Below are 14585 nucleotides of genomic sequence, written 5' to 3'. Positions count from 1 at the left end.
GCACAGTGTGGGTCCTCGAGCTTTGCCCCGAAGGAGATTTGACATGGCTACTGGCACCGTGAAGTGGTTCAACGCGGAAAAGGGCTTCGGCTTCATCGAGCAGGACGGCGGCGGCGCCGACGTCTTCGCCCACTACTCGAACATCGCCACCCAGGGCTTCCGTGAGCTCCAGGAAGGCCAGAAGGTGACCTTCGACGTCACGCAGGGCCAGAAGGGCCCGCAGGCGGAGAACATCGTCCCCGCCTAGTCCGGGACCCGCTGACGCCTGACTTCTGAGTCGGCCGACGCTTACAGGTGGCCGGGACCTGCACCACGAGGTGCGGGCCCCGGCCACCTGCTTTTTTTCTTCCTTCCGGTTCGGCCCTGGTTCAGCCCCGGTCGTTCCTGGTTGTTCCGGATTGAATTTCCGGCGAATTTTCTGGCCGTCGTGCCCACTTTCCGGTCTGCTGTGCCCACCTTCCGGCGCCGTGAAACTTCACCCGCGGAGACACCATGCGTTGTGTGATCGCCCGTTTCCCCTTCGACCTCATCAAGAGCGAGGTCGAGCGCTCGATGGCGGACGTCGAGCCCGAACCCGTCACTAGCGCGTCCGTGGTCATCGGCCCGCACACCTACCCCGTGAAGCAGGTCGGGGAGGTCATCACCAAGCAGGACCGTCGTGACTTCACCGAGCTCGAGGTGGCTCGGGCCCTCACCCGTCTGGGCTTCGTCTGCCGCCCGGCCGCCACCCCGGCCCGCGCCGCCGTTCCCAGCTGGGCCGAGACCGCGTAACACCCCGTTCGGCCCAGCATTCACGCCTTTTTCTCCGGCCTGCGCAGTCGAGAAAAGTCTCCTCAGCCTTTCATCCACGGGGCGCCGGGGACGCCCGTCCGCACCCTCGCCGCCACGAAATCCACCGTCGCGTAGCGGCCCGGGGACATCCGGTCGGTGACGCGGCGGAGGTTGCCGTCGGTGTCGATCCAGTAGGTGAGGGCGGAGGCGTCGGTGGGGGTCGCGGAGGCGCTCGGGCGGGGGCCGGCGAAAACGCCGTAACCGTGGCCGTCCAGGCGTTCGTCACGCAGCCACAACGGGCCCGAACGGGCGAGGAGTTCGGCGTCGGCGGGGTGGTCGGCGGCCACCGACAGCACCAGGCGCAGGGCTCGGTCCAAGGGCGCCGTGGAGTAGGGGCGGCGGGTCCACTCCCCGCGCTTGAGGGTGGCGGCCCTGCGGACGGCCTGCGCGGCCGTCGTCACGATGTCCGGGGCGGGCGGCCTGGTAGTCGCTCGGCCGGGCTCCGCGCCGGGCGCGGCAGCCGGGGGGCGGGCCACGGCGACGCCCTCCGAATCCCAGGCGAGCAGGCCCTGCAGGGTCCGGGTGCCGTCGGCGATCTCGTACGCGCCCACCGCCCGGTGCACATGGTGGTCGACCACCCCGCGCACCGTGATCGTCCCGTCCCCCGTCTCCGCCGCGGGCAGCCGCACCGTCACCTCCGAAGGACTCGCCTCGTACGCGCGCCAGCGGGCCAGTGCCATGCGCTGCGCCTCGTCCGCCGAGACCGGGTGCGGGGGTGCCTCTCCGCTGCCGGAGAGCAGGAGCAGGAGGGCGGTCAGGGTGCCCGCCAGCGCCGTCGTGGCCGCGACCGCAGGCACCCAGATCTTCTTGTGCGGCAGATGAGGCTTGTGAGGAGAGAAGCGCATGCTTGTCTCTACCTGCGAGCGGGCCCTCCACCGGTCGACTCCGCTGGACAGCCCGCCCCGTGTCACCCTCCCGGGTGAGGCGGGGTCACACCGCCAGGATCGCTCGGACCGTCTTGCCGCCGATGCCCGTGTCGACGACTTCCAGACGGTGGGCGAGGTGCTGGACCATCGCGAGGCCGCGGCCGCTTTCGGCGTCGATGTCCACCAGGCCCACCCGGGGGCGGCCGGGGCTGTCGTCGTGAACCTCGACGGTCACCTCGCCGCCGTGGCCCAACTGCAGCCGCAGCCGGCAGCCGGTGCGGCCGTGCCGGACGGCGTTGGCGACGAGCTCCGACGCGATGAGCGTGGCGTCGTCGACCTGGTCGGCGGTCGGCGCCGCCGTCCGCGGACGCGGACGGGTCAGGAACGCCGAGGTCAACCGGCGGGCCCTGCCTGCTGAAACGGCCGCGCGCGGCAGCGTGTACTCCACGCGAGCGGTCAGTCGGGCGGCGCGCTGCTGCGCACGCATGACAACCTCACTTCCCCTCCCAGGACAACCGGTACCCGGCGGCCGGACCCCCGCCGACCGGGCCCCGCGCGAAACGGTGCGCGGCCCTGCCCCCGGGTGATGCCCGTCCCCGGCGATCGGCAACCAGCGGCAGAGGTCACAAAGCCGCCAAGGATGTACAGAGTTGGTGGTGGTTCACGGCAGGGTTGCCGTCGGTTCACGGCCCGTTGCCGAGGAGGCGGAAATCCGCGTAGTCGAAGCCGGGGGCCACCACGCAGCTGACCAGGACCTCTTGATCGCCGGCCGGGCGGGCGGACTGCCAGACGTGGCCGGGGACCAGGGCCTGCGGGCGTTCGCCGCTTTCCAGTGCGGGGCCCAGACGCAGGACCGTCGGCTCCCCGTCCGGGGCTTCGCCGTCGCCGCCGAGGAGGAGGAGGTCGAGGGGGCCGCCGCGGTGCCACAGCCACAGTTCGTCGGAGCGGACCGTGTGCCAGGCGCTGGTCTCGCCGGGGGACAGGAGGAAGTAGATGGCGGTGGCGGCGGCCCGGGGACCCGGGTAGCCGTCGGGGTGGAAGTCCCGCGCCGCCCGCCACGTCTCCACGAACCAGCCGCCCTCGGGATGCCTTCGCATACCCAGTGCGGCGGCCGTCGCCGGCTTCTCCGGATCGGTGCTCGTGTTCACTCGCCGTCCTTCCGCTCGAAAGTTCTCCGACCACTCCCGTGTCTCACAGGAGTCTGAAAGGGTGTGGGGATGCCGACCCTTTACAGAAGAATGCTCGGTCTGCTGCCCCGGATCGGGGTGCGGGTTCTTGATCTCGGTTCGGGTGCGGCGGTGGTCTACCGGCGCGGCAAACGCACCCGTGTCCCCGTGGGGCGCGCGGCCGATCTGATCGCCCGCGGCAGCGGAGAGTACGTGGTCACGCCAGTGGGCGCGGAGGCGAAGGCTGACATGTGGGTGGTCGCCCGGGAGCCTTCGTCGCCCGGTGACGTCTGGGGCAGCGTCTCCTTCGGTGAGTCCGGTGGACGGCTGCTGGTCGACGAGACGGCGTCGGCAGCCGACGAACGCCGTTTCCAGCTTGCCGCCGCCGAGTATCTGTGTACCCAGCACGTTACTGCCCTGTTGGAGAAGTACCAGGTCAACTGCGTCTTCGACGTGGGCGCCAACGCCGGCCAGTACGGACGACGGCTGCGCAAGCTCGGCTACGCCGGCCGGATCGTCTCCTTCGAGCCCACCAAGGACGCCTTCGAGAAGCTGGAGCGCGCCGCCAAGAAGGACGACAACTGGTGGGTGTACAACGTGGGGCTCGGCCGTGAGGACTCCGCGCAGTCCATCCACGTGGGCTGGAACACCATGAACTCCCTGCTCCCGCCCAGCGACTACGGCAAGGACCGCTACCTCCGGTTCGCGAAGACCAACACCGAGGAGATCGAGATCCGGCGCCTCGACGGGATGCTGGAGAAGGCGCTCGACGGCATCGCCGACCCCCGGCCGTATTTGAAGATGGACACCCAGGGCTACGACCTGGAGGTGTTCGCGGGGGCCGGGGAGCGGATCGCGGACTTCGTGGGCATGCAGTCGGAGGTCGCGGCCCTGCGGCTCTACGAGGGCAGCCCCCGGATGAGCGAGTCGATCGCCACGTACGAGGGCAGCGGGTTCGAGGTCTCGGGCATGTACCCGGTGACGCGTGAGGAGAGCACCGGCCGGGTCGTCGAGTTCGACTGTGTGATGGTCCGCGCGGAGGCCGTACCCAAGGCGGAGTGACCGGGAGGAGTGACCCCTCGTGGTCTCTCCCGGTCACTCCTCGTCAGGCCGGATACGCGTGTGTCTGGGCGGCCTTCACCGTCGCCCAGACCGGCGCCCCGGTGTGCAGGTCGAGCTCCGCCGCCGCGACCGTCGTCAGGTCCGCGGCGAGCGCGAGCTCACCGGTGAGGTCCGCGCGGATCTGGTCGCCGTGCGTCTCCAGGCCCGCGACCTCGCACCGCCACAGGTTGCGCGCGCTGGAGCCGGTCGGGCGCTCGCGGTACAGCGTGACGGCGCCGGGCGGGAACGCCACGAAGACGGGACCGGCCAGATCCTCGGTCGTGGTGATCGCGGGACCTTCGTCCAGTCGTACGGTGTGGCCCTCGGCCGCGCCGCGGTAGAGGTTGAGGCCGACGAGCTGGGCGATGTAGTCCGTGCGCGGGTGGCGGGCGATGTCCGACGGCGTGCCCTCCTGGACCACCCGGCCGTGCTCGACGACGACCAGCCGGTCGGCGAGCACCATCGCGTCCAGCGGATCGTGCGTCACGAGGACGGCGACGGCCTCGAAGTCGCCGAGATGGCGCCGGAGTTGGGAGCGCACGTCGAGGCGGGTGCGGGCGTCCAGCGCGGCGAGCGGCTCGTCGAGCAGGAGCAGCCGGGGGTGGGTGGCCAGCGCGCGGGCGAGTGCGACGCGCTGGGCCTGTCCGCCGGACAGCCGGCGCGGTTTGGCGGCCGCGTGCTCGGCCAGCCCCATCCGGTCCAGCCACTGCGCGGCCCGCTCCCGCGCGGCCGCCTTCGGTACGCCCTGGCAGCGCGGCCCGAACGCCACGTTGTCCAGGGCGGACAGGTGCGGGAAGAGCAGATAGTCCTGGAAGACGACGCCGACCGGGCGCGCCTCGGGCGGAGTGCGCCCCAGGTCCGCGCCATCCAGTCGGATCCGCCCGCCGTCGGACAACGGTGTGAGCCCCGCCAGTGCCCGCAGCGCGGTGCTCTTGCCCGCCCCGTTCGGCCCGAGCAGCGCGACGACGTCACCGGGCGCGGCGGCCAGGGCGACGTCGAGACGGAAGGCGTCGCGGTGGACGACCAGGTGGGCGTCGAGGCCCTTGTCGGAGGCGGGGGGCTTGCCCGGGGGGAGCGTCGGGTCCGTCATGACGGCGCCGCCGTCCAGCGGTCCCTGAGGCCCGCCAGGACCGCGATCGACACCGCCAGCAGGACCAGGCTCAGGGCGATCGCGGCGGCCGGGTCGTTCTGGAGGGCCAGGTAGACGGCGAGCGGCATGGTCTGGGTGCGGCCGGGGAAGTTGCCCGCGAAGGTGATCGTCGCCCCGAACTCGCCCAGCGCCCGCGCCCACGCCAGTACGGCACCCGCGGCGATCCCGGGCGCGATCAACGGCAGGGTGACCCGCCGGAACGCGGTGAACCGGGAGGCTCCGAGCGTCGCGGCGGCCTCCTCGTAGCGCGGATCGGCCGCCCGGAGCGTGCCCTCCACGCTGATGACCAGGAACGGCATCGCCACGAACGCCTCCGCGACGACGACGCCCGCCGTGGTGAACGGCAGCGTGATCCCGAACCGCGAGTCCAGCCACTGCCCGACGACGCCGTTGCGCCCGAGCGCCAGCAGCAGCGCCACACCGCCCACCACGGGGGGCAGCACGAGGGGCAGCGTCACCAGGGCCCGTACGAAGCCCCGGCCGGGGAAGTCCGTACGGGCGAGGAGCCAGGCCAGTGGCACGCCCAGCACCAGGCTCACCGCGGTCGCCGCCGTGGCGCAGACCAGGGACAGCTGGAGCGCCTGCCAGACCTCCCTACTGGTCAGCTGGTCGGGGAGATCCCGCCAGGGGGCCCGTACGAGGAGGGCGATCAGCGGGAGGAGGAGGAAGGCCAGGCCGACCAGGGCGGGGAGGAGGAGGGGGAGCGGGACCCCGGCCGGCCGGCCGGCCGTCCGGACGCGCCGGCGCAGCGGCCCACCGGCGAGGGTGTCGGTCGCGGCGTCGGAGGCGTCCAGCTCGGTCACGGCTGCAGGAACCCCGCGGCGGTGAGCACCTTCTGGCCCTCGGCGGACTGCACGAGCGCGATGAACGCCTTCGCCGCCTCCGCGTTGGGCGCGTCCTTGAGCAGGGCGATCGGGTATTCGTTGATGGCCTTGGCCGACTCGGGGAACTCCACGCCCTCCACCTGGTCACCCGCCGCCTTCACGTCGGTCTTGTAGACGACGGCGGCGTCGGCCTCCTTCAGCTCCACCTTCGTCAGGGCGCTCTTGACGTCCTGTTCGTAGGAGACCGGGGTGAGCTTCAGCTTGCTCGCGTCCAGCGTCTTCAGCGCGGCGGCGCCGCACGGCACCGTCTTGTCGCAGAGTACGACCTTGAGGCCGGACTTCGTGAGGTCCTTCAGGGAGGCGACCTTGTCGGGGTTGCCGGGCAGGGTCGCGATCTCCAGCTGGTTGCGCACGAAGGTCGCGGGCGTGGTCGCGGCGTCCTTCTTGTCCGTCACGATCGCCATCGTCTTGGGGCTGGCCGCGGCGAACACGTCGGCCGGGGCGCCCCCGGTGATGCTGGCTGCGAGCGCGTCGCTGCCGGCGAAGTTGAAGGCGACCTTCGTGCCCGGGTTGGCCTTCTCGAACTCCTCGCCCAGGGTCGTGAAGCTCTCCTTGAGCGAGGCGGCGGCGAAGACGGTCACCGTGCCGGAGAGCTTCGGCGAGGAGGAGGCCGAGGTGTCCGACTTCTGGGAGGAGTTGGAGGAGGAGTCGGAGTCGGAGGACGAGCAGGCACTCAGGGCCAGCAGCGCGGCGGCACCCGCGCCCGCCACGCGCAGAGTGCGGGTGCGGGTCCGGCGCGCGGATCGGGTCATCACGGGTCTACTCCCTCGGAAGCCTCAGGCATGCTTACGCCGATCATACTTCCGCAGATGCGAGCCGGAAGTCTCCTGTCACATCGCATGAGCTGCACAATCGTCGCCTGTATATACGCATGTGCGTTTGTACGGGACCGCCTCCTGGGTAGGGATATGCGGGAGGTGGTGCCCAGTGGGGCAGTCCCTGACTCAGCCGCCCGCTCACTCGCTCGCGTCGGTCGCGTTGACCGGAGACCTCGCCCGCTCGGTCCGGCTGACCGTGCCCGACCTGCTGGCCTGGCCCCAGCACCGGACCCGGGTGAGCTTCGAGTGCGCCACCAGCGGCGTACAGCACCATCGCTTCGACGGGCCACTGCTGCACGACGTCCTGTACGACGCCGGACCGGGCTTCGACCCCGCCCGCCGCAAGGACCGGCTGCGCTTCCTCATCGCGGTGACCGGGGCGGACGGCCATCACGCGCTCCTCACCTGGGCCGAGATCGACCCGGACTTCGCGCACGCTCCGGTCCTTCTCGCGGTCGGCATCGACGACACCCCGCTGGACCGGGCGGGCCCCGGCTCGTACTGCCCCAGGACCGCTGCGGTGCCCGGCACATCAGCGGCATCAACGCGATCCGGGTGGACGGGCGTTACCCGTCATGGAAGTAGCAGCCGCGGAAGGAGCGGACATGGCTGCGGAAGCTGTGGAGGGCATGGATGTGACGTCCGGGCGCCTGCGAACCTGACCCGGTCGAACGGGAGCTGTGCAGTGGGCAGTTGGTGGGGTGCGCGGGTGACGTCCGGTATCCGCGGCCCGCGCCGGCCGACCACCCCTGGCGCACCGTGCCGTGGCAGGCAACGTTTGCCCGTCAAGGAGCGGCGTCCGGTGCGTGCTCTGGGGGTCCCCCGGCCGAAGGCTGGGGGAGTGCCGGCCGGAAGTCCTTGTACTGGACGTACTTGGGCTTTCGGCCGGTGCGGCGAGTGGGGGCACCTCCCACGCCCTTGAGGCAGTGGGGGAGCGTGCCGGGCGTCGCGACGGGGCGAACGTTGCCTGTCGGGGCACTAGGCCCGGTCGATGTGCACGTTCGTCGACTTCACGCGGGCGGTGGCCTCCATGCCGACCTCGAGGCCGAGTTCCTCGACGGCCTCCCGGGTCAGCAGGGAGACCAGTCGGTGCGGTCCGGCCTGGATCTCCACCTGGGCCGCCACGTCGCCGAGCTTGACGGCGGTGACGATGCCCGGGAACGCGTTGCGTACGGAGGTGTAGGAGGCGTCCTCCTCACCGCTGCCGCTCTTGGCGAGCTCGACGGAGAACGCGGCCAGATCCCGCCCGTCGATCAGCCGCCGCCCGCCCTCGTCCCGGTGCGTCGCCACCCGCCCGGCGTCCGCCCACCGCCGTGCGGTGTCCGGGCTCACGCCGAGCAGCCGGGCCGCCTGACCGATGGTGTAGGACTGCATACGCGCCAAGATAGGCGCGAAATCCTTGCATATGCAAGCAAGCTCGTGGGGCGCGTCAGAGATCGCCCTTGACGTACGAGCGGGCCGCCGCCATGACGTCCTTGTGCCGGTCCTCGGCGATGGCCTGCAGCGGTGAGTCGTCCTCCAGCTGCGGATTCATGCCGATCATCCAGGCGCGTGCCGTGTGGCAGTTCTCCTGGAGCTCGATGATCTGGAACACCTGGTAGGCCGCCCGCAGGCGCAGCTCGGAGTCGATTCTCGGGCTGTTCTGGGCGCTGGACCACTTGCCGACCTGCTTCGGGTCCTCGATACCGGCGATGAACGCGGTGAGTTTCTGCCCGAAGTTGTCCTGGAGGAAGCGCGCTATGTCGGCGATCGACTTCTGGACCGTGTTGGCGTGCGCGGTGGTCTCGGTGACCGCGTCGACGGCGCTCCTGGTGACCGTATTGGTCGCGGGCTCTCGCAGTGGCTGCATGATTCCTCGCTTCCTGACGGTCATGAAACGGGTAAGACGCGGGATGGCGCGAGGGGTGACAGACAGGGTGTCAACATGGCGTCTCCTCAGTTGTGTTGAGGGAAGTCTACCCGTCGGAGGGTCTCTCACTCCACCGTTTTCCCCCCTTGAATCCCCTGCGAAATCCCACCTCGAAAGTGGTGTGGGGGACCTGACCAGGGGTTTTCTCCGGTGCCGCCGGTGGGTGCGGGAGGGAGCACCGCTCGATCGGGCGACGCGGGTGCGGCCGAACGCCCGGGGGCGGGCGCCGTTCGGCGGACCCGAAGGCCCCGTCCAGGAGATCCGAAGGCCCCGTTCAGGAGATCCGCAGGCCCCGTTCAGAAGATCCGAAGGCCGTACTCCGCCGCGACCGCGCGCAGTTCGGGGGACTCCGGCTGGATGGGGCGCCGCTCGGCCTCGACGAGATCGACGTCGTGGAAGATGGCCCAGCAGGTGCGTCCGCCGTATCCGGAGCGGTAGGCGATGCCCTGGGCCAGCCGGTGGCCGGCGTGGTTGCGCTGGGCGACCGTCCAGGCCGCGATCTGCCGGGCGAGCCTGCGGTCGCGTCCGTGGATGTGGGGGTCGGTGAGCGGGGGTTCGATGGCCCACGCGGCCAGCTCGCCTCGGAGTTCGCGGGCGAGGACGGCCCGGGTGGACTCGGCGTCGACGTCGAGGAACTGGGCGTCCTTGGCGGGTTCGAGCCGGACCAGGATGTGGTCCTCGCGCCAGCCCGAGGCCAGGTGGCCGAGCCTCATGTGGCTGGGTCGCTCGTCCCACTCGTCGCCGATGAGCCCGCGCAGCTTGGGATGGACGCGGAAGGGCGCGAGTGCCTCGGCGTAACAGCCGGCCGGATCGCTGGCGCAGTACAGCATTCCGTAGGTGGCGAGGCTGAAGCGGCCCGCGCTGGAGCTCTGGCTGGAGCCTTGGCTGGTCTCGGGGTCGAGCCGGTTGTACTCCTTGGGGTGATCCCTCTTGCCCAGCCGCCACACTCCGCGTTCCGGAGCGGGGACGAGGGACGGTAAGTGGGCTGTGGTCACCGCCGAAGGGCTGTTGTTCATCGTGGTCCTCGCTGCTGAGCCGATGGTTCGCGGCCGCTGCCGCGCGGTCCGCACGGGGCACGCGATCCCTGTGTCCCGCAGGTTCCCGAGCCCGTACGCGCCCCGAGCCCGTATGTTCCGCCGGAACATGCGGGCGATCATTCTCCCGTAGCGGGCGCCCGGGGATGTCCGCTTCCACGCCGTGGCGGGGGCGCGCGTGGGGGGCGCTGGGGCACACAGGAGGCGCACACGCGCGTTCGGCGGCCCGGCGGGCGCCGGATCAGCGGCCCTCCATTCGAACGTCGAACACGCATACGCCAGCGACCCCGGCCGCGAGGAGGACGGGGTGTCGCGGGTGCGGGCCGCCCGGCTGCCGGGCGCCGAGCGCGTCGAGGGTGCCGAGCGGGCTGCCGGTCACGATCCGCAGCAGGTGCGAGCCGGTGTCGATGTCCCACAGGTGGATGGTTCCGGCGGGGCCCGTCGCCGCGAGGCACGGGCGGCCGGCCGCGGTCCGGAAGAACGCCAGCGCGGCCACCGGCCCGTCGCCGATGTCCAGCCGCCGCCCGGCCGGCTGTCCGGTGTCGGGATCCCAGAGCCGGATCGTGCCGTCCTCCCCGCCGGACGCGACGAGCACGGCACGGTCGGGCTCGTCGACGGGCACGGCGGCGACGGCGTTGACGACCCGCTGCCCGCAGTGGAGCGGCGGCCCCACGGGTCGAAGGGTGGCCGGATCCCAGAGCCGTACGGTCCCGTCGGTGCCCGCGGAGACGATCCGCGGACCTCGTACCGTGTCGAGCACGGCGACGTCCCGGACGCTGAGCAGATGGTCCTCCCGGCAGGCCAGTGCGCGCGGCCGGTCGAGGTCCCAGAGGCGTACGGTGCCGTCCTCGCCCCCGGTGACCAGCAGGGTCCGTCCGTCGCGGGGGAAGGCGGCCATCGACCGCACCGGCAGGCTGTGGCCGAGGAGCCCGGCCAGTCGTGCGGGGGCGGCGTGGGCGCCCCGGTCCAGGGACCACAGCTGAATCCCGGCGTCGCTGTGCGCGGTCACCAGCAGGGGCTCGCCCCGGACGAGCGCCGAGGTGAAGGCGGTCACGGTGGCGTGGCCCGCCGGGAGGACGGCCGAGCGGCCGGTCCCGGTGTCCCACAGCGCCGTACCGGACTCGTCGGCCACCGCGATCAGCGGCGCCCCGGCGGAGGATCCGGGACCGGCGAGCGCGGCCGCGGTGACGGGCCGCCGTACGGGCGGTCCGGCTTCCAGCGCCGCAGGGTGTGGTCGGCGCCGGCCGAGACGAGGAGCGGCTGCGGGGTGCCCGGCAGCGTGGTCAGAGCCACCGGAGCAGCGGTGTGCCCCTCCAGGGCGCCGCCGATCGCCGCGCCCGTCCGCGCGTCCCAGACCCGCAGGGTGTGGTCGCTGCCCCCGGACACCACCGCCGCCCGGCCCGCCACGGTCAGGGCGGTGAGGGCGATGGCGGGCCCCGCGGGCGGAGCCGGTGCGGCGGCCGTCTCCCGGCCCGTCGAGGCGTCCCGGAAACCGACGTACCCCGAGTCGTCGCAAAGCGCGTACCGCCCCGGCGCCGCGAGGTCCACCAGGGCCCGCACCGCCCCCTCGTGCTCGTGCTCGTGCGCGTACCCGCCGCCCTGCCGCGGATCCCAGACGCGCACCCGCCTGCCCTGGGCCACGGCCAGCGCCATCCCCTCCGTCCCGCCCAGACCGACCCCGCTCAGCAGGGCCGGCGCGCGATCGAGGGAGGGCAGCGGGGTGTCGACGGGCCGGAGGGTGACGGGATCCAGCGCGCCGAGACGGCCGTCGCTGTGGGCGACGAGGACGACCTCCGGGGCGTCCTTCGCCGCGAAGAGCGTGAGGGCGCTGACCCAGGTGCCGGGGCGGTGGACGGGTTCGGCGAGCAGCTGGCCCCGGGTGAGGTGCCAGACACGCACCGAACCGTCGGTGCCCGCGGAGAGCAGCAGGTCGCCCGGGAGCGGCAGCAGATGCTGGACCGCGCCGCCGTACGTGTGCAGCGGTGCCATCGCCGGTACGCCGTGCGGCTCCCAGGTGCGGATCGTGCCGTGGCTGTCGCCGGTGACCAGCAGGCAACGGCCGTCGGCGGTCGTGGTGCGGGTCAGCGATTCGAGGCGGGTCTCGGAGACGGCCAGTACGTTGTCCTGCGCCGTCCAGTCGCTCCACAGCGGGGTGACGCGTGAACCGGACACGCGCGTGGCGGACGTGTCGAGCGGAGCGCGGGGGCGGGTCGCGGCGTGATGGGCCAGATGCAGGCTCGTCAGCCGGGAGTCCGGACCGGCGCCGCCGATGAACGGCTCGACGCGGGCCCACGCCTCCAGCCACTCCTGGCGCCGCGCGGCGCTCGCGGCGCCGCTCTGCCGCAGCAGCGTGCGCACGTTCGCGCTGGACTCCCAGGGCAGCACGGCGAGCGGCACATGGGCGTCGTCGAGGACGTCGCCCCGGGCCGCGTGGTGGGCCAGATGGCGGCTGAGATACGGGTGGGGCGGGATCGTCGGATCGGTGGCGACGAGCCGGGCCAGCGCCTCGGCGATGAGCCGGTGCGCGTCCTTCGTGTCGGCCCACGTCTTCGCGTCGCTCGTGTCGGAGCGGCCCGGACGGGGCGCGCGGTACGGGTTGTCCGCGTCGCTCATACGGCGTCGCTCCCGACGCCGGCCAGCAGGTCCTGCCGGGGATCGCGCAGGAGCTCGGCCAGGGCTTCGTGGGCCGGCCGGTACACCAGCCGGTCGTCCTCGTCGTCGTGGGCCAGATATCCGGCGAGTCTGCTCTTCAGCAGGCTCTCGATCATCCGGTCCGGCTCCTCGAGGGGCCGGCCGAGCAGTGCCCCGGCGACCGCCGGCCACACGTCCGACCAGGGGATGCCCGCGCCCAGCGCGAACGCGGCGGCCCGCAGCAGCGCGAGGGCGACCTCCGCGGGCAGCCCCTCGTCCTCGACGAGCGCCAGATCGCGCCGGAGCAGACCGATGGTGCCCGCCTGCAACAGGTCGAGCCAGTCGGGGTTGTCCGCGAGCGCGCCCGGGTCGGACGCGTGGTGCAGCTGCTCGCCGGCCAGCCGGGCGTCCAGGAACGAGGGCCAGACCCGCTTGGCGACGGTCTCGGCCGCCTGCCGGGTGCTGTCGCCGCCGGACGTCTCGGCGCCGACCAGCGCCTGGACGTAATCCGCGATGTCGCTCTCGCTGTCCGTCTCGTCGGTGCGCAGCACGGACGCCGCGGGGAAGACCTCCCGGAGCGCGCCGAGCAGCCCCGCCTCCCGCCCCGCCGCCCCGGCGGGGGCGGCGCGCTCCGTGCGGGGACGGCTGCTGCGTACGCCGATCAGCAGCCGCAGGGACCGCTGCCGCTCCGCCCTGCGGGGGCCGGGCAGGGCGGGGGTGATGCCGCAGTGGGCGGTCAGCGGGGCAAGTACGTCCCTGACCACGCGGAAGGGTTCGACGGACTCGTCCAGGCCGTCGAGGACGAGCGTGACCGGGTCGCCCGGCTCGTCCAGGTGGGCCAGCAGCTGGGCGCGGCGCAGTTCCACCGGGTCCTCGCTCGGCCCGGCCGGGCGCGGTCGCAGTTCCAGGGCGCGCAGCAGGTCGCCGAGCACGTCGGAGGCGGTGCGGTGGCGGGCCAGTACGGCGGCGGTGACGGAGCCCTCGGACGGGACGGTCTCGGGTGCGGCCGAGCGCAGCGCGGGGCCGTAGCGTGGGTCGTCGCGGAACAGCGGGTCGCTGAGCGTCACGGCCCGCGCCAGCACGGCCGACTTGCCGCTGCCGGCGGTTCCGGTCAGCAGCAGGACACCGCGGGGACGGCCGAGGAACGCGGTGACCGCACGGCCCAGCCCTTCGCGACCGCTGAAGTACCAGCCGGGGTCGGTCTCATGGCGTCGGCCGCTGGCGCGGTCGAGCCAGTGGTCGACCTCGTCGGCCGGGGTGGCGACCTGGCGGCGCGCGGGCCCCACCAGTTCCCGCACCGGCCGGTAGCCGGGGTTCGGCAGACAGGGCGTCAGGGCGGTCTGGCCGCCGCCGTCCAGGACCCGCTTGAGCCGGTGCTTGCGCCGCTCGGTGTCGGTGCCGAGCTCGCTCTCGAACTCCGTCATCAGATGCGCGACGCTCAGCCAGGGCGTGGTGATCTGCGCGGTGGTGCGCAGCCGCTCCAGCACGCGGCGCATCACCGAGGGGAACCGGCGTACCTGGACCAGCTGGTCGTGGGCGCAGGTGGCGACGACGTCCAGGCTGCCGCCGGTGCGCCGGCTCGGCAGGATCTCCTGGTGCAGCTTCTCCAGCTCCTCGGCGATCCCGGCCGCGTAGCAGGTGTTGATGACGACCAGGACGTGTTCGGCGCGGGAGTCGAGGGCCGCGGCCACGATCTCGCTGGTGCGGATGGCCGTGGCCAGCTGGCGCCGGGGTTCGGTCCTCGGCAGCTGGAGGAAGTGGGTGCGGGAGGCGCCCAGTTGGCCGTGGCCCGTGATGAAGACGACCAGGGCGCGGCCGCGCGTCTCGCGCACCTTGCTCTCGTGCAGGAAGCGCTCGACGTCGTAGCGCTCGCGCAGTTCCGGCGCGGGGAGGTGCGTGAAGGGCTCCGGTGCTCCCGGGGCGCACCACCAGTCGGACACGACGGAGAGCTGTTCGTCGATGCCGGCGGTGAACTCCGCGTCCCCGTCGTCGTAGTCGCGGACGGCGAGGGTCAACAGCGTGCGCCGCTCGGCGTCCTCGGCCACGGCGTTCACCGGCGCACGGCCCGCCGTGGCCCGCCCCGTATCACCGGCGTCCCCCGGCTCCCCGATCCTGACAAGCCCGCCCGCCCGCCCTCGCATGCTCTCTATTCTTCCCGCCATGACCGAGCCGTCGCAGCCCGATACCGCAGGCCG

Annotated in this window: 15 protein-coding genes and 1 pseudogene; 4 read left to right on the top strand and 12 right to left on the bottom strand. The window is 72.6% G+C overall.

Annotated features, from left to right (window positions below):
* Positions 1 to 43: 43 nt before the first annotated feature.
* Complete coding sequence (locus tag OG819_RS12460) at positions 44 to 247, top strand: cold-shock protein (protein ID WP_010986199.1); 204 nt, start codon at positions 44 to 46, stop codon at positions 245 to 247.
* Positions 248 to 492: 245 nt separating this feature from the next.
* Positions 493 to 771, top strand: a complete 279-nt coding sequence (locus tag OG819_RS12455; protein WP_266649413.1) for an SCO5918 family protein — start codon at positions 493 to 495, stop codon at positions 769 to 771.
* Between the two features lie 62 nt (positions 772 to 833).
* Here OG819_RS12455 and OG819_RS12450 read toward each other — a convergent pair whose 3' ends face one another.
* The 3 genes from OG819_RS12450 to OG819_RS12440 form a co-directional block, all read right to left on the bottom strand.
* Positions 834 to 1676, bottom strand: coding sequence for a hypothetical protein (locus tag OG819_RS12450; protein ID WP_266649411.1), 843 nt, complete (start codon positions 1674 to 1676; stop codon positions 834 to 836).
* An 85-nt stretch (positions 1677 to 1761) separates the two neighbouring features.
* Positions 1762 to 2184 (bottom strand): ATP-binding protein, encoded by a 423-nt coding sequence (locus OG819_RS12445; RefSeq protein ID WP_266626676.1) that lies wholly within the window; start codon positions 2182 to 2184, stop codon positions 1762 to 1764.
* 196 nt (positions 2185 to 2380) lie between these two features.
* Complete coding sequence (locus tag OG819_RS12440) at positions 2381 to 2845, bottom strand: cupin domain-containing protein (RefSeq protein WP_266649410.1); 465 nt, start codon at positions 2843 to 2845, stop codon at positions 2381 to 2383.
* A 69-nt stretch (positions 2846 to 2914) separates the two neighbouring features.
* Between OG819_RS12440 and OG819_RS12435 the strand changes: the two genes are divergently transcribed.
* Positions 2915 to 3925 carry an FkbM family methyltransferase gene (locus OG819_RS12435; protein WP_266649408.1) on the top strand — a complete coding sequence of 337 codons (1011 nt, stop codon included), beginning with the start codon at positions 2915 to 2917 and terminating at the stop codon, positions 3923 to 3925.
* A 43-nt stretch (positions 3926 to 3968) separates the two neighbouring features.
* Here the strand turns inward: OG819_RS12435 and OG819_RS12430 are convergent, their stop codons facing one another.
* The 3 genes from OG819_RS12430 to modA are packed head-to-tail and all read right to left on the bottom strand — an operon-like array spanning position 3969 to position 6750.
* Positions 3969 to 5054, bottom strand: a complete 1086-nt coding sequence (locus tag OG819_RS12430; RefSeq protein ID WP_266649406.1) for an ABC transporter ATP-binding protein — start codon at positions 5052 to 5054, stop codon at positions 3969 to 3971.
* Positions 5051 to 5917 (bottom strand): molybdate ABC transporter permease subunit, encoded by an 867-nt coding sequence (modB, locus tag OG819_RS12425; protein WP_266649404.1) that lies wholly within the window; start codon positions 5915 to 5917, stop codon positions 5051 to 5053. Before modB ends, OG819_RS12430 begins: the two co-directional genes overlap by 4 nt.
* Positions 5914 to 6750: a molybdate ABC transporter substrate-binding protein gene (modA, locus tag OG819_RS12420; RefSeq protein ID WP_266649402.1), complete on the bottom strand. Its 837-nt coding sequence runs from the start codon at positions 6748 to 6750 to the stop codon at positions 5914 to 5916. The genes modB and modA overlap by 4 nt, the downstream gene beginning before the upstream one ends.
* 175 nt (positions 6751 to 6925) lie before the next feature.
* Here modA and OG819_RS12415 point away from each other — a divergent pair.
* Positions 6926 to 7401 (top strand): annotated as a pseudogene (locus OG819_RS12415) (molybdopterin-dependent oxidoreductase).
* A 393-nt stretch (positions 7402 to 7794) separates the two neighbouring features.
* On the opposite strand, the gene OG819_RS12410 reads toward OG819_RS12415, so the two are convergent.
* The 6 genes from OG819_RS12410 to OG819_RS12385 form a co-directional block, all read right to left on the bottom strand.
* Positions 7795 to 8190 (bottom strand): molybdopterin-binding protein, encoded by a 396-nt coding sequence (locus tag OG819_RS12410; protein WP_266432296.1) that lies wholly within the window; start codon positions 8188 to 8190, stop codon positions 7795 to 7797.
* 55 nt (positions 8191 to 8245) lie between these two features.
* Complete coding sequence (locus OG819_RS12405; protein ID WP_266432294.1) at positions 8246 to 8665, bottom strand: XRE family transcriptional regulator; 420 nt, start codon at positions 8663 to 8665, stop codon at positions 8246 to 8248.
* 356 nt (positions 8666 to 9021) lie between these two features.
* Complete coding sequence (locus OG819_RS12400) at positions 9022 to 9741, bottom strand: RES domain-containing protein (RefSeq protein ID WP_266626687.1); 720 nt, start codon at positions 9739 to 9741, stop codon at positions 9022 to 9024.
* A 259-nt stretch (positions 9742 to 10000) separates the two neighbouring features.
* Positions 10001 to 10891, bottom strand: a complete 891-nt coding sequence (locus tag OG819_RS12395; protein WP_266649400.1) for a hypothetical protein — start codon at positions 10889 to 10891, stop codon at positions 10001 to 10003.
* Positions 10892 to 10896: 5 nt separating this feature from the next.
* The gene (locus tag OG819_RS12390) at positions 10897 to 12372 is read right to left on the bottom strand and encodes a WD40 repeat domain-containing protein (RefSeq protein ID WP_266649398.1); all 1476 of its coding nucleotides are present in this window, start codon (positions 12370 to 12372) and stop codon (positions 10897 to 10899) included.
* On the bottom strand, positions 12369 to 14552 hold the full coding sequence (locus OG819_RS12385) for an ATP-binding protein (RefSeq protein ID WP_266649397.1): 2184 nt from the start codon (positions 14550 to 14552) through the stop codon (positions 12369 to 12371). The genes OG819_RS12390 and OG819_RS12385 overlap by 4 nt, the downstream gene beginning before the upstream one ends.
* Positions 14553 to 14585 lie beyond the last annotated feature (33 nt).

The organism is Streptomyces sp. NBC_01549, assembly GCF_026339955.1.
Lineage (GTDB): Bacteria > Actinomycetota > Actinomycetes > Streptomycetales > Streptomycetaceae > Streptomyces.
This window is presented reverse-complemented; position numbering and strand designations above follow the sequence as displayed.